The following is a 20,814-nucleotide window of genomic DNA, read 5'->3' on the forward strand; positions in this document are numbered from 1 at the left end:
GGGACAGGCAGATCGGGAGCAGGGCAACGGCGCCGACGCGGGCATGCGAGAACGCCCGCCGTGCAGGTGCCGCGCAGGCGGCACCTTTCGTCATCCCCGGGCGTCCCCCCGAACGCACCAGAACCGGCTCAGACGCCTGCGCCCAGTACCGAGTTGATCTGCTGCGGGTCACCGCAGACGATCAGCAGGGCTCCGGCCCGGGCGTGGGCCAGGGGCAGAACGTCGGCGGCAGCGGCGGCGGAACCGCCGTTGACGGCGACCACGACCACCGGACGGGACACGGCACGCGAGACCGCGGTGGCGTCCGCGTAGAACACGTCGTCACCGGCGTCATGCTGCGCCCAGTAGGCGGCTTCACCGAAGGACAGTTCATGGGCGGCCCACGGATGCTGTTCGCCGGTGGTGATCACCAGCACGTCACCGGGGGCGCGGCCCGAGTCCAGCAGGAGGTCGACGGCTTCCTCGGCAGCGTCGAGCGCACCGGCGGCCGAGGCCGGGATGAGCTGGATCTGCGGGGTCGCCGAAGCCTGAGTCGGAGCGGAGGCGGCGGGGGCAGTGGGGCCCGGCAGTCCGGGCTTGGCCACGTCGTGCGGCGTCCGTTGCACCGGCGGCGCGGGCCGCAGCGGGCCGGGACGACCGGGGCGCGGCGAAGCCGCAGGGCGTGGACCGGGTACGGGACGGGGGGTCGGCGCGATACGGCCGCTGGCCGGAGTGGCGCGGGGACCCTGGGCACTCTCGTGAATCTGAGGCTCCTCGGGAATGAGAGGCATGAGCTGATATTTATCAAACGTTGGTACGGCTCGCGTCGGCGGGTGGCACATCAGGTGCGAGCGGGACGTCAGAAATCGAAGCCGAGCTGACCCTCGATCTCCCGAACGCTTCCGTCCGCCCAGCTGCGGGCCTTCTTGAGGTGCCGCCACTGGGGCAGCGCATCAAGATAAGCCCACGACAACCGGTGGTACGGAGTGGGTCCCCGTACCTCCAACGCGGCCTTGTGCACAGGCGAGGGATACCCGGCGTTGGCCGCGAACCCGAAGTCTGCATGGTCGATACCCAGTTCGGCCATCATTTTGTCGCGCTGAACCTTGGCGATCACCGAGGCCGCCGCGACCGCCACACACGACCGGTCACCCTTGATCACAGTCCGAACCTTCCAGGGCGTCCCTAGATAGTCGTGCTTCCCGTCGAGGATCACCGCATCGGGGCGGACCGGGAGCGACTCCAGGGCGCGCACGGCGGCAATCCTCAGAGCTGCCGTCATCCCAAGATCGTCGATCTCCTGCGGAGTCGCGTGCCCCAGAGCGTACGACGTCACCCACTTCCGCAGTTGCTCGTCAAGTTCGTTCCGGCGTTTGACGCTGAGCAGCTTGGAGTCGGTGAGGCCCTGGGGCGGTCGGCGCAGTCCGGTGATCGCCGCACAGACGGTGACCGGGCCGGCCCAGGCACCTCGCCCCACCTCGTCGACACCGGCAATGATCTTCGCTCCGGTCGTGGCGCGGAGGGAGCGCTCGACGGCGTGAGTAGGCGGTTCGTACGGCATGGCGCCCTTAGCCTACGCCGACCGGATCACCCTGCGACACCCCGGTTCTGCGACCGGTGCCGGAACTCCCACGGGCGGTGGTCACGGACGACTCGGCCGCAGCAGCGGCAGCACGAACTGGTCGATCATCTCTTCGACATCACGGTCGCTCCATTCGCTGCCGCGCATCTTTGAGCGATACATCATCATTGCGGGGATGGCATCGAAGACGTAGTCGCTCGCCGCGTCCGGACGCACCTCACCCCGCTCTATTCCACGAGTGATGATCTCGCGCAGCAGTTTGACACTCGGCTCCACGACCCCGTTGAAGATCACCGCATGGAAGCGTTCCGCCTGGGACTGGTCGCATTCGTGAATGACTGCACGCAGTGCGAAGCCGGGGCGCGAGAACATCGCCTCACGTGCCTGCCGGCACAGTTCGAGCAGATCCTCGCGCACACCGCCGAGATCGGGCGCCTCGTCGAAGCGCGGCAGTCCGGCCCGAAGGGCATCCGCGACGAGGTCCTCCTTGGACGGCCAGCGACGATAGACCGCAGCCTTGCCGGTCTGGGCTCCGGCGGCGACGCCCTCCATCGTGAGGCCGTTCCAGCCGACCGTACTGAGCTGCTCCAGTGCGGCGTCGAGGATCGCACGCTCCAGCACGGCGCCGCGCCGGCGCAGGGAGGCCGTCTGAGCGGGGGCGGCCGTCCAGCGCGAGGTAACCATCTGAGTGTCTCCAACGAACAGAGAAGCGGGAATTCCGGGGACAGGAGGGACGCCGCGCGGCGACACAGGGGGATAAACCGCGCGCCGACAAACTTAAGTGAACGCTTGCGTTCACTAGTCGGGACTCACTACCGTTGACGCAACAGTGAACGCCACCGTTCACTAACGCGCCCGTGGGGGACCCATAGTGACAACCTCTCAGTTGATCAAAGATCAGAAACCGGGTGCGGCCCGCCGGGAAGGACGTCCCGGCATCGCGCTCACCGTCATCGCCGCCTGCCAACTCATGGTGGTACTCGACGCGACGATTGTGAACATCGCGCTGCCGCACATTCAAGACGCTCTCAAGTTCAGCACCACCGACCTCACATGGGTCGTCAGCGCCTACACGCTCACCTTCGGCGGTCTGCTGCTCCTGGGCGGCCGGGCAGGTGACATCCTCGGGCGCCGCCGGGTCTTCATGACCGGCATCCTGCTGTTCGCGTTCGCCTCGCTGCTCGGCGGACTCGCCCAGGAACCCTGGCAACTCCTGGCCGCACGCGTCCTGCAGGGTGTGGGCGGCGCGATCGCGTCGCCCACCTCGCTGGCGCTGATCACCACCACATTCCCCGAAGGGCCCGAGCGGAATCGGGCCTTCGGCGTCTTCGCTGCGGTCTCCGCGGGTGGCGGTGCCATCGGCCTGCTGGCGGGAGGCATGCTCACCGAGTGGCTCGACTGGCGATGGGTGCTCTTCGTCAACGTGCCGATCGGCGTACTGATCGCGATATTGACCCCGCTGTACATCAGCGAGTCCGAGCGCCACAGCGGCCGCTTCGACATCGCGGGCGCCCTGACCTCCACGGGAGGCATGGCCCTGCTCGTCTACGGGTTCATCCGTGCCGCCGACGAGGGCTGGTGCGACAGCCTGACCATCGGGTCCTTCGGCATCGCAGTGGTGCTCCTGCTCGCGTTCGCGTTCATCGAGTCGCGTGCCAAGGAGCCGATCACTCCCCTGCGGATGTTCGCCGACCGGAACCGCTCGGGCACGTACGTGATCATGCTGAGTCTCGCTGCCGCGATGTTCGGGATGTTCTTCTACATCGTGTTGTTCGTCCAGAACGTACTGGACTACAGCCCGATCGAGGCCGGACTCGCCTTTCTGCCCGTGACCGTCGTGATCGCGTTGGGTGCGGGCCTCTCGCAGCGGTTCCTGCCGGTGCTCGGCCCCAAGCCGTTCATGCTCACAGGCTCGGCACTCGCGGTCACCGGGCTCGCCTGGCAGGCCCTCATCAGCTCCGACAGCTCCTACGTCGGTGGAGTTCTCGGCCCCATGCTGATCTTCGGCTTCGGCATGGGCCTGAACTTCGTGACACTGACGATCACGGCAGTTTCCGGCGTCGCCCAGCACGAGGCCGGCGCAGCCTCCGGGCTGCTCAACACCACGCAGCAGGTGGGCGGTTCGCTCGGCCTGTCCATCCTGACGACGGTGTTCGGGTCGGCCAGCAAGGACGAGGCGGAGAAGCAGCTGCCGAAGTTCATGTCCGACGGTTCGGTCGAGCAGAAGGCGGAGTTCGCGAAGACGCACCAGCTGCCCGCCCCTTGGGGACACGAGGTGCTCGCCCAGGGCATCTCGACAGGCTTCGTCGCGGCCGCCTCCATGGCCGTACTCGCTCTGGTCACCGCCTGGCTGGTGATCAAGGTCCGTAAGAGCGACCTGGAGGCGCTCGCCGGCACGGCGGGGCCGGGCCTCGGCTGAGGGAACCAGGCTCACGATGAGCCGCGGACGGCCGGGCCGGGTTCGGGGGATCGACGGCGAGAACGCTGGTCCGACCATCCGCGCGACGAACACCACCAGCAAGGCGGCGAGCACCGACAACAACCCCATGGCCACACCCCCTGCGTCTCTCGCGCGACGTCCGCGTGCGGCGGCTCTTCCGCCGCACAGCAACTGCCACGACAACGCACGCACGGTCACGCAGAGTTCCCGGCATGCACAGAGAGTTTCGACGGAATTCCTGGACCGACGGAATTCCTAGACCGAGGACCGCAGCCACTCCGGGTAGGCCTCGGTCCGCTCCACCCAATGGGCGGGCGGCGCCCCGGTCTTCGCGCCGGCGATCACACCGCCCACGATGGCGCAGGTCGTGTCCACGTCGCCGCCTACCTGTGCGGTCGTCCAGAACGCCTCTTCGTAGTCGCTCAGGGACCGGGCGGCCGACCACAGCGCGAACGGCACGGTGTCGTGGGCCGTCGTGCGGCGCCCACAGCCCAGCACGGCCGCCACGGTCGAGGCGTCGCCGTAGTCGAGCATGTCCCGGGCCCGCCGCAGCCCCGCCCCGACGGCGCTCCTCGGGACGAGCGCGATGACCCCGTCGAGAAGGGCGCCGGGGCTGGGCGGACCGCCCGGGTCGGCGGCCAGCGCGGCGGCCGCCGCGACGGCCATGGCGCCGACGACGGCCTCACGGTGCTGATGCGTGGGATAAGCCGAGATCTCTGCCTGGTGGGTCGCCTGCTCCGGATCGTCCGCGTAGTACGCGCCGAGGGGCGGGATGCGCATCGCGGCGCCGTTGCCCCAGGAGCCCTGCCCGTTGAAGAGGGCCGCGGCGAGCTCGCGCCAGTCACCGCCCTCCCGGACCAGCCGCAGCAGGCGGTTGACGGCGGGACCGTAGCCCCGGTCGAAGTCGTGGTGATCGGCAAAGGAGTGGGCGAGGGCGTCCTGGTCGATGCGGCCGTGAGCGGCCAGGACGGCCACCACGGAGCAAGCCATCTCGGTGTCGTCCGTCCACTGCCAGTGATCGGGAGGCAGCTCCCGGTTCTTCAGCAGGGGGTAGTTCACCGGCACGAAGAATTGGGAGCCCAGCGCGTCTCCGACGGCCAGGCCACGCAGACTGGCCAGAGCGCGGTCCAGGCGCCCGTCAGCGGAGGAGTCAGCGGTCATCAAGGTGCCACTTTAGTCGCTGCTCCCGTACGGTTCCGGATCTCGCCAGCGTTCGAAGGGCCGGTCAAGCGCGTACTTGTCGTCCTCCCCGAGAACAAGCATCCGCATCTCCGCGTTCCCCGGGTTCGACAGGGACTCGAATTCCGCGACCGTCCAGTGGAACCAGCGCATGCAGAACAGCCGCATGGCCAGGCCGTGCGTGACGATCAGGACGTTCGGCGGATGGTCGGGCGCCTCGAAGCTGCGGTACAGGCTCTCCAGGAAGCCCCCGACCCGGTCGTACACGTCGGCCCCCGACTCGCCCTGGGCGAACCGGTAGAAGAAGTGCCCGTAGGCGTCCCGGTACGCCTTCTGGAGACGTACGTCGTCGCGGTCCTGCCAGTTTCCCCAGTCCTGCTCCCGCAGCCGAGGCTCCTCGCGCACCCGTATGAGCTCGGGGTCCAGATGGAAGGCGCGGAGCGTCTCGTGTGTACGGCGGTAGGGGGAGACGTACACACTGACGCGTTCACGGCCGAACACGTCGCGCAGCCGCTTACCGGTCTCCTCTGCCTGCCGCCAACCCTGCTCCGTCAGGGCCAGGGAGTGGTCGGGCTCGCGTTCATAGACGGTGTCATCAACATTGCCCGTTGACTCCCCGTGCCGGACAAGGACGATGCGCCGTGGTCGTGCCATGCCAAAACCCTAGATCGAGTGGGGGCATATCGAGCACTCGGACGGGCTCCATACGGCGTAGGTCACACAGTTTCCGCACCACGAGCCACATAGAGGAACACGTATAGCGGGTCCGGATCTCAAACTGTCCAGGCCGGTTCGAGGTCCACGAGGTCGCCTGTGAGGGCCGCTACGTCGGCCTCGGTCTGGGCGCGCAAGGCGAGCCGTTCCACCCGTTCGGTGCGGTACTTGCCGTGCTCTGCGGCCGATCGCCACATGGAAAGCACCAGGAACTCATGCCCTGGAGCCTCGCCGAACAGTCCACGAATCATCCCGGGCGACCCCGCCATCGCCGGGTTCCAGACCTTCTCCTGCATCAGCGTGAAGTGCTCTGCCCGCTCCTCGTGGACACGGCAGTGAGCGAAGCGCACCAGGTCGGCGTCGGTGAAACGGGGCTCGAAGCCCGTCTTCACGTCGAAGCGGTAGTCGAACAGCTTGACCTGGATGTCCTTGAACGTGCCTGACTGAGCCGCCGCGAGCCGATCATGGGAACGCGCCATGAAGGAGTCGTAGAAGGAACGGCTCTCCCAGAAGGAGAAAATGTGCGCCACACCCTGCCGCCCCCGGCTCCACCCTCCACCCTGTCCCCGAAACCCCGGCTCTCCCAGAAGCCCCGCCCACTTTCGCTGCCCCCGCTCGAAGCCGCGGCGGTCCACCACGGTGCAGCGAATCCACTTGACCAGCACCGCGCCATCGTAAGGCCACGGAGCGTGGCGCCGGTCACCCTCGGCGGCAGAGCCGACCCACAACTGACAGACACGCATGGCAGGATGGACAACCGGTCTTGCCCGACCGGCAGTTCGGGCCGTGGACGCAGGGGGAAGGGGACGTCTGGTGAGCGGCATCAACAAGGGGATCCGCAAGGTCGAAGTCGCACTCAAGTGGGATCCGAGTCCGGCCGGGCAGCCGGCCACCGACCTGGACATCGTCGCCGCGACCTATGTGGCGGGTGATCCGCACGGCGATCCCGCCTATGTGGTGCACTTCGACAGCCGGTCCCCCGACGGCACCATCTACCTCGACCGGGACAGCAAGGACGGCAAGGGCTTCGGCTGGGACGAGGTCATGACCCTCGAACTCGACCGTCTGGACGCCCGGTACACGCGCGTGGTGGTCGGCGCCGTCATACAGCAGCGCTCCGCGCACCGCACCTTCGTCGGCGTGATCAATCCCGCTCTGCGGATCCGCGAGGGCTACACGGTCCTGGCCGAGGACGACTTCGGGGGCGTCCTCGGCGCGACGGCGGCGACGGTCGGAGAGTTCGTACGCCAGGAATCCGGTAGCTGGGACTTCCATCCCGGGATCAGCGGCTTCGAGGACGACCCCGCCACGTTCACCCGGAGCATGGGCCGGGCGTGACGCGTCAGCCGGCGGTCCAGCCCGGGACCGTCGGCAGCACCGTCTCGGCGACGCGGAGCAGTGCCAGGTCATCGGGCACCACGTCGTCCTGACGCCATATGGACACTTCGAAGAAGCCGCCGCCATCCTTGGGGTCCCTGGCGACCAGCAGGCTGCGGGCGATACCCCCGGGACCGGTGTCGATCTTGTCGCCCGTGAAGGTCAAGGCGATGGTCCGGTCCGAGTAGAGGACCGCAGGGTGACCGTCCATCGTCCGGGTCTGCGCGGAGCTCCCCAGGAAGTCGGCCATGTCGGCCACCGCGACGTCGTCGTCCGACGTGGAGAGCTTCACCGAGTAGGTGTCCAGCTGGACCTCCGCCTCGGGTGAGACGCTCTTGGTGCCGTCGGCGGAGGTGCTCTCGCCCTCGTTGCCGCTGGCGTTCATCGCGTACTCGGTCGGGGTGCCGAGCAGCGCGGGCAGGTCGGCGCGGTTCAGCGCCATGCACAGCTGCGCTCCGGAGACGGGTTTCGACGGCCGGGTCTCATCCGAGGAGTGACACGCGGCCGGTTCGGGGTCGCCGGAATCCTGCTGAAAGATTCCTGACAACACCAGAGCCCCGAGACCCCCGACCACCACCAGCGCCGCGATGGCCTGGGCCCACTCACTCGAACCCTTCTCGGGCCGCCTCACACTGTTCGCGGCATCGGCGAATTGCTGCTCAGCCATGTTCCCCGTGTCCCCCACACTGCTGTTCGCGCCGGTCGTGCGCTGGGGGAGCCTAACTCGCGATCTCCTTGTGGAGAAACGGAAAAGGCCGAGGGCGGTGCAGCCGTTATCCGGCTGCACCGCCCTGGAACGGTCAGTTCACATCAGCTGCAACCGCTGGTCGAGCCGCAGCCCTCGCAGATGTAGCAGGAACCGGCCCGCTGCATCTTCGTACCGCAGGAGAAGCACAGCGGTGCGTCGGCCTGGATGCCCAGCTGCATCTCCACCAGCTCGGCGCTGGTGTGCGCCTGCTGCGGAGCCGGCTTGGCCGCCTCGACCTCGACCTTAGGCGTGGCGACAGCCTTCAGTTCCTGTGCGCGCGGCGCCGACTGAGCCAGGCCCTCGACGTCGACCTCGTCATCGGAAGGCTCGTACGAACCGGTCTCCAGGTGGCGCTGGCGCTCCTCCGCGGAGTGGATCCCGAGCGCGGAGCGCGTCTCGAAGGGCAGGAAGTCCAGCGCCAGACGACGGAAGATGTAGTCGACGATCGACTGCGCCATCCGCACGTCCGGGTCGTCCGTCATGCCGGCCGGCTCGAAGCGCATGTTGGTGAACTTCGATACGTACGTCTCCAGCGGCACGCCGTACTGGAGACCGACGGAGACCGCGATGGAGAAGGCGTCCATCATGCCCGCGAGGGTGGAGCCCTGCTTGGACATCTTCAGGAAGACCTCGCCGAGACCGTCGTCCGGGTAGGAGTTGGCGGTCATGTAGCCCTCGGCGCCGCCGACCGTGAAGGACGTCGTGATGCCGGGGCGGCCCTTGGGGAGGCGCTTGCGGACCGGGCGGTACTCGATGACCTTCTCGACCGTCTCGCGGATGGTCGCCTCGGCCTTCTCCGTGACCTCGGTCTTCTCCTTCTCCTTGGTCTTGGCGGAGAGGGGCTGGCCGACCTTGCAGTTGTCGCGGTAGATGGCGAGCGCCTTGACGCCCATCTTCCAGGCCTCGAAGTAGACCTCTTCGACGTCCTCGACGGTCGCCGTCTCCGGCAGGTTGACCGTCTTGGAGAGCGCACCGGAGATCCACGGCTGGATCGCGGCCATCATGCGGACGTGGCCCATCGCGGAGATGGAACGCTCACCCATGGCGCAGTCGAACACCTCGTAGTGCTCGTGCTTGAGGCCGGGAGCGTCGATCACATTGCCGTTCTCGGCGATGTGGGCGACGATCGCCTCGATCTGCTCCTCCTGGTAGCCCAGGCGACGCAGGGCCTGCGGAACGGTGCCGTTGACGATCTGCATCGAGCCGCCGCCGACCAGCTTCTTGAACTTGACCAGCGCGAGGTCGGGCTCAAGACCGGTGGTGTCGCAGGACATCGCGAGACCGATGGTCCCGGTCGGGGCGATGACGGACGCCTGGGAGTTACGGAAACCGTTCTTCTCACCAAGGCGCAGCACGTCCTGCCAGGACTCCGTGGCGGCGGCCCAGATCGGCGTGTCCAGGTCGTCCATGCGGACGGCCTTGGTGTTCTCGTCCGCGTGCTGCTTCATGACCCGCAGGTGCGGCTGCGCGTTGCGGGCGTAGCCGTCGTACGGGCCCACGACCGCGGCGAGTTCGGCGGAGCGCCTGTAGGACGTGCCGGTCATCAGGGAGGTGATGGCACCGGCGAGCGCGCGGCCGCCGTCGGAGTCGTACGCGTGACCGGTCGCCATCAGCAGGGCGCCGAGGTTGGCGTAGCCGATGCCGAGCTGGCGGAACGCGCGCGTGTTCTCGCCGATCTTCTGCGTCGGGAAGTCCGCGAAGCAGATGGAGATGTCCATCGCGGTGATGACGAGCTCGACGACCTTGGCGAACCGCTCGACCTCGAAGGACTGCTTGCCCTTGCCGTCGTCCTTCAGGAACTTCATGAGGTTCAGCGAGGCGAGGTTGCAGGACGTGTTGTCCAGGTGCATGTACTCGCTGCAGGGGTTCGAGCCGTTGATACGGCCGGACTCCGGGCAGGTGTGCCAGTGGTTGATGGTGTCGTCGTACTGGATGCCCGGGTCGGCACAGGCCCAGGCGGCCTCGGCCATCTTGCGGAACAGGACCTTGGCCTCGACCTCTTCGATGACCTCGCCGGTCATGCGGGACGTCAGGCCGAACTTGCCGCCCGTCTCGACGGCCTTCATGAACGTGTCGTTCACACGGACCGAGTTGTTGGCGTTCTGGTACTGGACGGACGTGATGTCGTCGCCGCCCAGGTCCATGTCGAAGCCCGCGTCGCGCAGGGCGCGGATCTTCTCCTCTTCCTTCACCTTGGTCTCGATGAAGTCCTCGATGTCGGGGTGATCGACGTCGAGGATGACCATCTTGGCGGCGCGACGCGTGGCGCCACCCGACTTGATCGTTCCTGCGGAGGCGTCGGCACCGCGCATGAAGGAGACGGGACCGGAGGCATTGCCGCCCGAGGACAGCAGCTCCTTGGAGGAGCGGATGCGGGAGAGGTTCAGGCCGGCGCCGGAGCCGCCCTTGAAGATCATGCCCTCTTCCTTGTACCAGTCGAGGATCGACTCCATGGAGTCGTCGACGGCCAGGATGAAGCAGGCCGAGACCTGCTGCGGCTGGGGCGTACCGACGTTGAACCACACAGGGCTGTTGAAGCTGAAGATCTGGTGCAGGAGGGCGTACGCCAGCTCGTGCTCGAAGATCTCGGCGTCGGCGGGCGAGGCGAAGTACTTGTAGTCCTCACCGGCCTTCCGGTACGTCTTCACGATGCGGTCGATCAGCTGCTTGAGGCCGGTCTCGCGCTGCGGGGTGCCGACGGCACCGCGGAAGTACTTGCTGGTGACGATGTTGACCGCGTTCACCGACCAGAAGTCGGGGAACTCGACGCCGCGCTGCTCGAAGTTCACAGAGCCGTCGCGCCAGTTGGTCATGACGACGTCACGACGCTCCCACGCCACCTCGTCGTACGGGTGTACGCCGGGGGTGGTGTGGATGCGCTCGATACGCAGGCCCTTGTTCGCTGCCGCCTTGGTGCCCTTGGCGCGGGAACTCCGTGCCGGACCGCTCGCCGTCTCTGTCATGCCGCCTCCCTGTACGGGCTAAAACGCCCTGAAGTGCCACGATGTTCCCGTGACACGGTGTTCTGTCTGATGCTGCGGGCACCCACTCGCTACCGCCCGCAACAGGTCTTGGATCGCCGCCGTCCGGCCGGCCCGGCCCCCAAAGCCCCGGTCCGGCCCGCCGATCAGTCGGCGGCGCGGGCGGGCTCGGGGACTTGAGTCCCGCCGGGCCCGCGATCGTCTTCCTGGCTCCCCGCGACGGCTTCCTCGCCGTCCGCAGCCCCTCCGCGGTCCTCGTCGTCCGCGGCGGGGGGTCCCGTCTGTTCCCTCAGTTCCGCGATGGCCGCATCGAAGTCCTCGAGCGAGTCGAACGCCCGGTAGACGGAGGCGAATCGCAGATACGCGACGAGATCAAGCTCCTGCAACGGGCCGAGTATGGCCAGTCCCACGTCATGGGTGGTCAACTCGGCACTCCCGGTGGCCCGCACCGCCTCCTCGACCCGTTGGCCGAGTTGGGCGAGCGCGTCCTCGGTGACAGGCCGTCCCTGGCATGCCTTGCGCACACCGTTGATGACCTTGGTACGACTGAAAGGCTCGGTGACTCCGGACCGCTTGACCACCATCAGCGAGCACGTCTCCACGGTCGTGAAACGACGGGAGCAGTCCGGACACTGACGGCGCCTGCGGATCGACGTGCCGTCGTCGGTCGTACGACTGTCGACGACGCGGCTGTCGGGGTGCCTGCAGAAGGGGCAGTGCATGAACGTCCAACCCTCCTCACAGCAGACTCAATAGCCTCGCTGAGCCCCATGGGCCCCTCGAAGCAGCCCCCAGCATAGGCGATCGCAGCGGGCGCGGAGACCCGGGGGACCACAACTTCTGGGCTGCTGTAGCAATCCAAGCACTACATGTAGGGATCGGCACTACGTACACGCCGTACGCGCGTGTCGCGCAGGTATTGGCATGTGCCATACGGCCACACCGTCCGCGGACCAACACCGCGCACAGCCGTATCGCTGCGACTCATGCGGAGATACCGTGGGCGCCACAAGGAGGGGACGTGGGATTCCCGCAGAGATGGCAGCCGGTACCCGGTTGACTGGGCACCGGATGGCAGACTGGGTCAACAACCCGCGAGGTCGCCATCGGCGGTGAAGAGTACAGCAATGGACCCTTTCGCTCGGTCGGCGGCGCGTTAGCCATACACCCAGACACATGATCGCGGCAGGTGCTTCGCGATTTTTCACTCGAACGTGTGTTTGGCGCAACCTTTCGAAAGCAACTACCGTTGTGCAGCAGGGAGACCATCGAGAGGGGCCGACGTGACCACGACCGCAGACAGTGCCACCATCACTGCCCAGGACCGTTCCCAGGGCCGACTCGAGCCGGTGCATGCGATGAACGAAGCCGCGAATCCCGAGGGGCACAAGCGCGCCCTGCCGGGCCGACCTCCAGGCATCCGTGCGGACAGCTCGGGACTCACCGACCGTCAGCGCCGGGTGATCGAGGTCATCAGGGACTCCGTGCAGCGGCGCGGCTACCCGCCGTCCATGCGGGAGATCGGCCAGGCAGTCGGCCTGTCCAGCACGTCCTCCGTCGCACACCAGCTGATGGCGCTGGAGCGCAAGGGTTTCCTGCGCCGCGATCCGCACCGCCCGCGGGCGTACGAGGTACGCGGCTCCGACCAGGGCACCTCGGCGCAGCCCACGGACACCGCGGGCAAGCCAGCCGCGTCGTACGTCCCGCTCGTCGGCCGGATCGCCGCCGGTGGCCCGATCCTCGCCGAGGAGTCCGTCGAGGACGTCTTCCCCCTGCCCCGCCAGCTCGTCGGTGACGGTGAGCTCTTCGTCCTCAAGGTCGTCGGCGACTCGATGATCGAGGCCGCGATCTGCGACGGCGACTGGGTCACCGTCCGCCGCCAGCCCGTCGCCGAGAACGGCGACATCGTGGCCGCGATGCTCGACGGCGAGGCCACCGTCAAGCGCTTCAAGCGTGAGGACGGCCATGTGTGGCTGCTCCCCCACAACTCCGCGTACGAGCCCATCCCGGGCGACGACGCGACCATCCTCGGCAAGGTAGTGGCAGTTCTGCGGCGCGTCTGAGCACCGCGACAGGCCTCGCCGATCCGACCGGGCCCCGGAACCCCTGCGCCGGTTCCGGGGCCCTGCGCTGTCCGGTCCCGGTCACCGGGCACTCCGCGTCGTGGGTTGGCCTGTCCCAGGCGCCGGGACAGGCCAACCGCGATCATCCGGCTTCTGCCTGGGCCTTCTCCGCATCGGCGACGAGCTCCGCCGCTTCCGTCGCCTTCGCCGCGGCGTCGATCGCCGCCAGCGACTTCCGGACCTGGTTACGGTCCGTGGTGTACCAGAAGTCCGGCAGTGACGCCTTCAGATAGCTGCCGTACCGCGCCGTGGCCAGCCGCTGATCCAGTACGGCGACCACGCCACGGTCCCCCGAGGCCCGTACGAGACGGCCGGCGCCCTGGGCCATGAGCAGCGCGGCGTGCGTGGCCGCGACCGCCATGAAGCCGTTGCCGCCGGCGTCCTCCACCGCCTTCTGGCGGGCGCTCATCAGGGGATCGTCGGGGCGCGGGAACGGAATCTTGTCCATGACGACCAGCTGGCAGCTGGGGCCGGGGACATCGACTCCCTGCCAGAGCGACAGCGTGCCGAAGAGACAGATCTTCGGATCGGCCGCGAAGTTCTTGATCAGTTCGCCGAGGGTCTCCTCGCCCTGCAGGAGGATCGGGAACTCCGGGATACGGGACCTCAGTTCCTCGGCGGCCAGCTGGGCGGCTCTCATGGAGGAGAACAGCCCCAGGGTGCGGCCACCCGCCGCCTGGATGAGCTCGGTCAGCTCGTCGAGCATGTCCCCGCGGTCGCCGTCGCGCGCGGGGCGCGACAAGTGCTTGGCGATGTAGAGGATGCCCTGTCTGGGGTAGTCGAAGGGCGAACCGACGTCGATGCCCTTCCACTTGGGGAGGTCTTCGCCCTCGGTTCCCTCCGGGGCGAGCCCCAGGGACGCCCCCACGCCGTTGAAGTCGCCGCCCAGCTTCAGGGTCGCCGAGGTCAGGACCACTGAACGGTCCGCGAACAGCTTCTCCCTCAGCAGGCCCGAGACCGACATGGGGGCGACGCGCAGGGAGGCTCCGAAACGGTCGTGGCGCTCGTACCAGACGACGTCCCACTCCGAGCCGTTCGTGATCCGCTCCGCGACGTCGTGCACCGACTCCACGGAGGCCAGCGCCTGTTTGCGGACCGCGTCCTCGTCCTGGACCGACTTGTCGCGGGTCGCGCCGATCGCCGAGATGACCGTGCGGGTGGAGTCGCGCAGGGCCATCAGCGCGTAGCCAAGGTCCTCCGGGATCTCCTCCAGGCGGCCGGGCAGGGCGAGCTCCATCAGCCGCTCGAAGCCTTCGGCTGCGGTCTGGAGCTGGTCGGCCGCCTTTTCGTTGACGAGTTTCGCGGCGCGGCGCACCGCACGGTTGACCTGGCCAGGGGTGAGCTCGCCGGTGGCGACGCCGGTGACCCGGGACACCAGTTCGTGCGCCTCGTCGACGATCAGCACCTCGTGCTGAGGGAGGACGGGGGCGCCTTCGATGGAGTCGATCGCGAGCAGCGCGTGGTTGGTGACGACGACCTCCGCGAGCTTGGCACGCTCCCGGGCCATCTCGGCGAAGCACTCGGCGCCGTAGGCGCACTTCGTGGCTCCCAGGCATTCGCGGGAGGACACGGAGATCTGTGCCCACGCGCGGTCGGAGACACCCGGCGTGAGGTCGTCGCGGTCACCCGTCTCGGTGTCCTGCGACCAGTCCCGCAACCTCAGCAGGTCCTGGCCCAGCTTGCTGGCGGGAGCCGCCGCCTCGAACTGGTCGAAAAGGCCCTCCTCCTCGTCCTGCGGTACTCCCTCGTGCAATCTATGCAGGCACAGGTAATTCGACCGGCCCTTGAGCATCGCGAACTCCGGGCGGCGGCGCAGCAGCGGGTGCAGCGCCTCCACCGTGCGCGGCAGGTCGCGCTCGACGAGCTGTCTCTGCAGGGCCAGGGTGGCCGTCGCTACGACGACCCGCTCCCCGTGCGCGAGTGCGGGCACGAGATAACCGAGCGACTTTCCGGTGCCGGTGCCGGCCTGCACCAGCAGGTGGGAGCCGTCGTCGATCGCGTCCGCGACGGATTCGGCCATGGTCACCTGGCCGGGGCGCTCCGTACCGCCGACGGCAGTGACGGCAGCATGCAGGAGTTCGGGGAGTGAGGGCTTCGTCATAGCGCGACCACCCTACGACCCGGCACTGACAAAGGGGTGATCAAGGCGGAGACGAGGGGCGGGATCAAGGCCGGGAGCTCCTCGGATGAGTAGCGGGTGGGCGTCGGATCCGCTCGGTTGGGTTTGGCTTCGGGTTGGTTCGGTGCGGCTTCGGACCGGTTCAGTTCAGCTTCGGTCGGTTCGGCTCGGCTCGGCTCCAGTCGGTTGTCATTCGGTCGGAAGCGATATCGGTCCATCGGCGGCCGGAATGACGGAGAACTCGGCGGTGCACTCGTGCGGTCCGAGGCGGCGGAAGAACTTCTCGGCACGAGTGGGAACCGACTCGGCACGAGTGGGAACCGACTCGGCACGAGTGGGAACCGACTCGGCACGAGCGGTGTACCAAAAGTGATTGCGCAATGACGCGCTGCTACAGCAGGTCGCGCAGGGACCGGTCTCTGATCACGAGGGCCGCCCGCTTGGCGGGCAGGTCCACCTCGGCGGAGAAGCGGAAACCTGCCCTCAGAAAGGCGGTGACGGACGAAATGTTGCGAAGGTCGGGTTCCGCGACGATACGGGTACAGGCAGCTCGCTGGTCGAGCACGAGATCGGCGACGGCTCTGAGGAGAGTGCTGCCGAGACCCCGCCCGCGATTGGTGACAGCGCCGATGAGGAGGTGGATACCGGTGTCGTGCGGTCTGATCGGATAGTGGTGGGCCAACGGGTCCAGGTCCGCCCGGTAGATCTCCCAGTAGCTCATCGGCGTGCCCTCCAGCACCCCGAGGCATGGAACACTGCGTCCGTCGCCGCTGAGCTGGGATCGCAGGTGGGCGGCAGTCACGTTCTGGGGCCCGGCCAGTTCCCAGAACTCGGTGACGGCTGGGTCGTTCATCCAGCGGCACACGAGTGGAAGGTCCCGCTCAACGCGTACGGGCACAAGTTGGAAAACGCCTGCCGGGGTGGGGATCGGCCCCCAGCCGCCGACACCGTCGAGCAGGTCGTTGCCGGTCGAGGTGCGGGAGGCGGGCAGTACGGTGCCGTCGCCCCGGCACTCTTGCGCACGCCTTTCTCCACCTCTGCCTGCGTCGGCTCCTCGTGCGTCCAAGAGCGCGAGGAGTTCCTGTGGCAGACGAAGATCCAGCGTGTCCTCGCTGTCAGTGACCCGGCCGACGCCACGGGCCACGCCGTCCTCGCTCGTGTCGGAACAGATACCGGTGCCGACGCCGGTCATGGGGGTGGAAACGGCGTGGGCACTCGCGTCGGTGGGAGACACGGGGAGCGGTCCTCTCAGGAGCCGGAGCGGGTCATGTTCCTCAGGAGTGAAGGGGGTTGGCGATGGTGACGTAGACGGACTGGGTATCGACCGGACCGACGAGTTCGTCGAGGCCGTGCACGCGGGTCAGCAGGTTGGCCTTGCAGCGCAGGACGGGTGAGTCGAGCAGGTGGCCGGGGAGGGTCGTGCGCAGCCGGGCGGGTCCGGAGGCCACATCGTCGAGGAAGCGGCGGAAGGCGGCGAGCAACAGCCGCTCGTCGGCCAGGTGCTGGGAGCCGAACGCGCCGATGAGGCCGAGGACGTTGTTGATCGCGAGGTAATAGGCGAAGCGCTCGTCGGTGACCTCGTCGGAGACGAAGGTGTCGCTGCACTCGCCGATGCCGGGCAACCGGGCGTCGAGTTCGGCCCGTCGGGACTCACGGAAGTAGTAGCCCTGGTTGTCGCGATAGCGACCGCCGACGGGCCAGCCATCGGCGTCCAGCAGGACCAAGGTGTTCTGCTGGTGTGCCTCCAGCGCGACGCCTGCCTCCCCGTCGAGCCACAACACCGGGCGGACAACCTGTTCGAGATAGCGCAGGAACCACTCGGCGGAGACGGCTCCCCGGGGGCGGCCGGTCCGTGCGGCGAGGCTGGTGATGACCTCAGTCAGCCGAGACCGCCATGCCAACGGGTTCCGGTTCGGGCGGTTCGTGTGGGGGCGATCCGCGTTGGCACGGTCCGTGTTGGGGCGGTCCGTGTAGGGGCGGTCCATGTTCGGGCAGTCCCAGGTGGCGCCCGCCGGGGCGTGAGGGCGGGGCGAGACGAGTCCGGCGATACAGGAGACGTCGTCCGAGGGACTGTACGGGTTGTGCCGGATCACCACGTCGAGGCCCGGGGCAGGGCAGCCGTCGGGCCCGTCGACGGCGATCCAGGCAGGGTCGCGCACGATGTCGAACGCCGGGTGAGCAGCCTGCCACTCAGTGGAGAGACCACTGCGCAGAAGCCGGTGCACCTCGACGCCATGGTGGAGTTCCTTGCGGAGGTTCTCACGACGGGAGTTGGTGATGCTTAGGCCCAGCGAGAGCTTGAGCATGGCGGGGGCACCGGTGCGGTGGACGGTGCGTACGGAGGAGGTGGGATACCACGGAGAGCCATGAGCGCCCAGGTCGCGGAGCAGCCCTGCTTCCAACAGCGGGGCGGTCTCGGGGCGGTGCCGGATCTCGCGAAGCTGCCAGGGATGCAACGGAAGGGCCGTGTGGCCGTCGGGCAGCGGCAGGCCGGGGCCGGCAAGGCGCTGGGTGAGCTGGACGGCGGTGACGGGACGGCCGCGTTCGGTCCAGGCCGAGTCGGTGGCGAGGAGGGAGGGGTCGACAGCGAGCCAGTGCAGGGGGAAGGAGCCGCGCAATTCGGGTGAGTACGAGGCCGCTTCGGCTTCCGAGAAACCTTCACGGCTCTTCGGAGCCGGGTGAAACGGGTGACCGAGGACGAGTGCCTGCTCTGCGGTGAGGAAGAGGTCGGGGCCATCGTCGGGGTGCTGGCGGCGCTCTCGGACGAAGATGGCCGTCCGGCGGACGGAGTCGGCCACGCGGGCGACGAGTTCGGCACCGGCGGCGGGGGTTTCTGCCGGCAACGACTCGCGTGTGAGCAGTGCCGCGACGGTGACCGCGTCGGCAGGCGGGGCCTGTTCGGGGGCGCCGACGAGATGGGGGAGGCCGAAGCGGTGCCATCCCGTCGGGGACCAGTAGCGGACGGGAACGAGAAGAGAAGTGCCGCTGGCGGGCAGGGGGATGCGGAGGGTGCCGCTGTCCGGAGCGGAGAGGCCTGTCTCCCGGACCCAGCAGCGCAGCAGGTTCTCCACCGTCGCCGCTTCGGCTGCGGTGTATCGGTCCGGGTGGTCCAGGAGGTCGGTGGTGGCGCCGCCCGGGCGTTGTCGTTCGGGCGGGCCGCCCTGGACCGGGGTGCGGTCGTGACGAGAGCGGTACTGAGGGGAGGGGGCGGTGGCAGAGGAGTTATGCGGGAGCGTGGGAGTGCGGTCGTCGGGGCTGGAGGTGGTGTTCAAGTTCGGGGTCCTCGGGGTGGTTCTGCCTCGTGGGTGGTGCTGTTTCGGCGGCTGTCTCGTGAGTCAGAAAGTGGGATTGAGGTGCGGGGCCGGGACTGATTGGCCGGGCGTGGCCCAGGGATGGTTGGCCGGCCGCGGGGTGGTGGATGAGGTGTCGAGTCGGGCGGAGATGAGTGGTGTTCGGGTGGGATTCGGTGAGCAATCGGCTTGACGGCGGGGCTCGTCCGGGCGCACAGGCAAACGAGACATTGCTCGTTGGCTGGTGTGAGGCGCGACAACGCCCTCGGGCTGGGCTCCGGCTCCGGCTCCGGCTCCGGCTCCGGCTCCGGCTCCGGCTCCGGCTCCGGGTGAGGCCATCACAACGGCTTCGAGGCGAGTTGCCACTCCGCCTGAGGGTGAGGCTGCGGCTCCACTTCCCCACGCGACTCCAGCCAACGCACCGGCGGCTGCCGCCCCTTCGGCTCGCGCTGCTATCCCGCCCGCTCCGCGCGAACACCCCGGCTCCGGCGCCCAAGTTGCTGTTGTCTCCCGCCCTCGGGGCGATGACTCCGCGCCACCGCTGCCACGGCGTCGGCCAGTCGGTCCAGAACGGCGACCGTCTGCTCGTCGGTGATCGTCAAAGGTGGGAGCAGGCGAACGACACTCGCGTGACGGCCACCGAGTTCGACGATCAGACCACGCCGGAGGCACTCCCGCTGGACGGAAGCGGCAAGCTCCGCCGAGGCAGGCCGAGGGGCAGCAGCGGCGCCCGGCACCGCGGCGGTGGTCTCAACACCCCCGGCACCATCCAGCCCCATGAAGCCCCCCAGCCCACCGAAACCACCAGAATCGCCGAACGCGCCGCGCTCGCCACGGCCACCGAGCCCATCACCCTCGCCAGTCCCACCCGCTCCGCTAACCCCCCGCCCCTCCCCCTCCAGTTCCACCATCTCCAGTCCGATCATCAACCCCCGCCCCCGCACTTCACCGATCACAGGGAACTCCCTTGCCAGCCGCCGGAGTTGCTCCAGCATTCGCGCGCCGAGCGTTGCCGCGCGTTCCGTGAGGGCGTTTTCGCGAACGTAGGCCATGGTGGCCGTGCCTGCGGCCATGGCGAGTTGGTTGCCGCGGAAGATGCCCGCAGGGGCTCCGGGATCCCAGACATCGAGGTCGTCGCGGTAGACGACGACGGCGAGAGGCAGGCTGCCGCCGATGGCCTTGGAGAGGACCATCACATCGGGGGTGATGCCACTGTGCTCCACAGCCCAGAAAGCGCCGGTGCGACCGACTCCCGTCTCGATCTCATCGGCGATGATCGGGATCGAGCGGTCAGCCGTGATCTGCCGCATGCGCCTCATCCACTCGTCCGAGGCCGGGAGGACCCCGCCGTCGCCCTGGACGGGTTCGAGGATCATGCCGGCGGGCAGCGGCACCCCCGACTTGGGGTCGTCGAGGACGGACTCGGTCCAGCGGGCGGCAAGTTCGGCGCCGCGCGGCCCGCCGACACCGAAGGGGCAGCGGTAGTCCTGCGGATAGGGCAGCCGGGCTACCCGTACGTCGAAGGCGTCGCCGGGCGCTTCGATCGCGCCGGAGGTCATCCCGTGACAGGCACCGGCGAAGGCGAGCATGCCGTTGCGGCCGGTCGCGGCCCGTACGAGCTTGAAGGCGGCCTCCACCGCGTCGGTACCGGCCGGTCCGCAGAACTGCACGCGTGCGTGGTCGGCGAGGCCAGGCGGCAGGGTGCGGAACAGTTCGGTGATGAAGGCGTCCTTGACGGGCGTGGCGAGGTCGAGGACGTGGAGGGGCGCGCCCGAGTCGAGAACTTTGCGGATCGCTTCCAGGACGACGGGGTGATTGTGCCCGAGGGCCAGGGTGCCGGCGCCCGAGAGGCAGTCCAGGTAGCGGCGTCCGTCAGCGCCCTCGATGGTCAGGCCGCGTGCGCGGACAGGGACGATCGGGAGGGCACGGGCGTAGGTGCGCGCCGCCGACTCGCGGGCCGACTGACGTCGAAGGATGCCCTCGTGTGCGGAGCGTGCCGCAACCTCCTGCGCGGCGCGGGCCGCCGTGTCCTGCCCGGTTCGGGCCGGCGACGGTTCCTCGACGGCGGGGGACCCCGCCGTGGCCTCCCCGGATGCGGTCTCGGTCACGGCCATGGTTCTCCCGTCGTCGCGCTGTGCAGGGGCAAGTGGTTCTTTCGCGGACTCGCCCGCCCCGACATACGGAACCCCGCGAGCCTTTGCTCGACATCTCGGCATGTTGATGCACCGATGTCTGGAAAATCTCCGGGGATCGGGGCCCGGGGGACCGAGCCGTCCGCCGGC

The 20,814-nt window shown here is 68.4% G+C and carries 16 protein-coding genes; 3 read left to right on the top strand and 13 right to left on the bottom strand.

Going from position 1 to position 20,814, the window contains the following annotated elements:
- Positions 1-128 precede the first annotated feature (128 nt).
- From ACI2L1_RS21340 to ACI2L1_RS21350, 3 genes are all read right to left on the bottom strand, one after another.
- Entirely contained in the window at positions 129-770 is a 642-nt protein-coding gene (locus tag ACI2L1_RS21340) for a hypothetical protein (RefSeq protein WP_404740906.1), read from the bottom strand.
- 68 nt (positions 771-838) lie between these two features.
- The gene (locus ACI2L1_RS21345; protein WP_404740907.1) at positions 839-1,540 is read right to left on the bottom strand and encodes a ribonuclease HII; all 702 of its coding nucleotides are present in this window, start codon (positions 1,538-1,540) and stop codon (positions 839-841) included.
- A gap of 81 nt (positions 1,541-1,621) precedes the next feature.
- On the bottom strand, positions 1,622-2,245 hold the full coding sequence (locus ACI2L1_RS21350; protein WP_404740908.1) for a TetR/AcrR family transcriptional regulator: 624 nt from the start codon (positions 2,243-2,245) through the stop codon (positions 1,622-1,624).
- Between the two features lie 187 nt (positions 2,246-2,432).
- On the opposite strand from ACI2L1_RS21350, the gene ACI2L1_RS21355 reads away from it, so the two are divergent.
- On the top strand, positions 2,433-3,980 hold the full coding sequence (locus ACI2L1_RS21355) for an MFS transporter (protein WP_404740909.1): 1,548 nt from the start codon (positions 2,433-2,435) through the stop codon (positions 3,978-3,980).
- A 276-nt stretch (positions 3,981-4,256) separates the two neighbouring features.
- Here ACI2L1_RS21355 and ACI2L1_RS21360 read toward each other — a convergent pair whose 3' ends face one another.
- The 3 genes from ACI2L1_RS21360 to ACI2L1_RS21370 all read right to left on the bottom strand — a co-directional run bounded on the left by ACI2L1_RS21360 (position 4,257) and on the right by ACI2L1_RS21370 (position 6,559).
- Positions 4,257-5,162, bottom strand: a complete 906-nt coding sequence (locus ACI2L1_RS21360) for an ADP-ribosylglycohydrolase family protein (protein ID WP_404740910.1) — start codon at positions 5,160-5,162, stop codon at positions 4,257-4,259.
- A 12-nt stretch (positions 5,163-5,174) separates the two neighbouring features.
- Entirely contained in the window at positions 5,175-5,834 is a 660-nt protein-coding gene (locus tag ACI2L1_RS21365) for a histidine phosphatase family protein (RefSeq protein WP_404740911.1), read from the bottom strand.
- 119 nt (positions 5,835-5,953) lie between these two features.
- The gene (locus ACI2L1_RS21370; RefSeq protein ID WP_404740912.1) at positions 5,954-6,559 is read right to left on the bottom strand and encodes a YdbC family protein; all 606 of its coding nucleotides are present in this window, start codon (positions 6,557-6,559) and stop codon (positions 5,954-5,956) included.
- A gap of 148 nt (positions 6,560-6,707) precedes the next feature.
- Here ACI2L1_RS21370 and ACI2L1_RS21375 point away from each other — a divergent pair, with 148 nt between their 5' ends.
- Entirely contained in the window at positions 6,708-7,232 is a 525-nt protein-coding gene (locus tag ACI2L1_RS21375) for a TerD family protein (protein WP_404740913.1), read from the top strand.
- A gap of 4 nt (positions 7,233-7,236) precedes the next feature.
- On the opposite strand, the gene ACI2L1_RS21380 is transcribed toward ACI2L1_RS21375, so the two are convergent.
- The 3 genes from ACI2L1_RS21380 to nrdR all read right to left on the bottom strand — a co-directional run bounded on the left by ACI2L1_RS21380 (position 7,237) and on the right by nrdR (position 11,722).
- Positions 7,237-7,938 (bottom strand): DUF6215 domain-containing protein, encoded by a 702-nt coding sequence (locus tag ACI2L1_RS21380; RefSeq protein WP_404740914.1) that lies wholly within the window; start codon positions 7,936-7,938, stop codon positions 7,237-7,239.
- Between the two features lie 143 nt (positions 7,939-8,081).
- A complete protein-coding gene (locus ACI2L1_RS21385) occupies positions 8,082-10,982 on the bottom strand; it encodes a vitamin B12-dependent ribonucleotide reductase (protein ID WP_404740915.1) in 2,901 nt (966 codons plus the stop codon).
- Positions 10,983-11,146: 164 nt separating this feature from the next.
- Positions 11,147-11,722, bottom strand: a complete 576-nt coding sequence (gene nrdR / locus ACI2L1_RS21390) for a transcriptional regulator NrdR (protein ID WP_404740916.1) — start codon at positions 11,720-11,722, stop codon at positions 11,147-11,149.
- A gap of 561 nt (positions 11,723-12,283) precedes the next feature.
- Here nrdR and lexA point away from each other — a divergent pair.
- Positions 12,284-13,063 carry a transcriptional repressor LexA gene (gene lexA, locus ACI2L1_RS21395; protein ID WP_404740917.1) on the top strand — a complete coding sequence of 260 codons (780 nt, stop codon included), beginning with the start codon at positions 12,284-12,286 and terminating at the stop codon, positions 13,061-13,063.
- A gap of 142 nt (positions 13,064-13,205) precedes the next feature.
- On the opposite strand, the gene ACI2L1_RS21400 is transcribed toward lexA, so the two are convergent.
- From ACI2L1_RS21400 to ACI2L1_RS21415, 4 genes are all read right to left on the bottom strand, one after another.
- Positions 13,206-15,224: an ATP-dependent DNA helicase gene (locus ACI2L1_RS21400; RefSeq protein ID WP_404740918.1), complete on the bottom strand. Its 2,019-nt coding sequence runs from the start codon at positions 15,222-15,224 to the stop codon at positions 13,206-13,208.
- A gap of 409 nt (positions 15,225-15,633) precedes the next feature.
- Entirely contained in the window at positions 15,634-16,476 is an 843-nt protein-coding gene (locus ACI2L1_RS21405; protein ID WP_404740919.1) for a GNAT family N-acetyltransferase, read from the bottom strand.
- A gap of 40 nt (positions 16,477-16,516) precedes the next feature.
- On the bottom strand, positions 16,517-18,514 hold the full coding sequence (locus tag ACI2L1_RS21410; protein ID WP_404740920.1) for an IucA/IucC family protein: 1,998 nt from the start codon (positions 18,512-18,514) through the stop codon (positions 16,517-16,519).
- A 470-nt stretch (positions 18,515-18,984) separates the two neighbouring features.
- Complete coding sequence (locus ACI2L1_RS21415) at positions 18,985-20,646, bottom strand: diaminobutyrate--2-oxoglutarate transaminase family protein (RefSeq protein ID WP_404740921.1); 1,662 nt, start codon at positions 20,644-20,646, stop codon at positions 18,985-18,987.
- Positions 20,647-20,814 lie beyond the last annotated feature (168 nt).

This window comes from Streptomyces sp. NPDC019531 (assembly GCF_044903305.1).
GTDB lineage: Bacteria > Actinomycetota > Actinomycetes > Streptomycetales > Streptomycetaceae > Streptomyces.

Excerpts from the sequence above, each read along its gene's own strand:
- ACI2L1_RS21340 (WP_404740906.1), bottom strand. The coding sequence starts at position 770 with ATGCCTCTCATTCCCGAGGAGCCTCAGATTCACGAGAGTGCCCAGGGT.
- ACI2L1_RS21345 (WP_404740907.1), bottom strand. The coding sequence starts at position 1,540 with ATGCCGTACGAACCGCCTACTCACGCCGTCGAGCGCTCCCTCCGCGCC.
- ACI2L1_RS21350 (WP_404740908.1), bottom strand. The coding sequence starts at position 2,245 with ATGGTTACCTCGCGCTGGACGGCCGCCCCCGCTCAGACGGCCTCCCTG.
- ACI2L1_RS21360 (WP_404740910.1), bottom strand. The coding sequence starts at position 5,162 with ATGACCGCTGACTCCTCCGCTGACGGGCGCCTGGACCGCGCTCTGGCC.
- ACI2L1_RS21365 (WP_404740911.1), bottom strand. The coding sequence starts at position 5,834 with ATGGCACGACCACGGCGCATCGTCCTTGTCCGGCACGGGGAGTCAACG.
- ACI2L1_RS21380 (WP_404740914.1), bottom strand. The coding sequence starts at position 7,938 with ATGGCTGAGCAGCAATTCGCCGATGCCGCGAACAGTGTGAGGCGGCCC.
- ACI2L1_RS21385 (WP_404740915.1), bottom strand. The coding sequence starts at position 10,982 with ATGACAGAGACGGCGAGCGGTCCGGCACGGAGTTCCCGCGCCAAGGGC.
- nrdR (WP_404740916.1), bottom strand. The coding sequence starts at position 11,722 with ATGCACTGCCCCTTCTGCAGGCACCCCGACAGCCGCGTCGTCGACAGT.
- ACI2L1_RS21400 (WP_404740918.1), bottom strand. The coding sequence starts at position 15,224 with ATGACGAAGCCCTCACTCCCCGAACTCCTGCATGCTGCCGTCACTGCC.
- ACI2L1_RS21415 (WP_404740921.1), bottom strand. The coding sequence starts at position 20,646 with ATGGCCGTGACCGAGACCGCATCCGGGGAGGCCACGGCGGGGTCCCCC.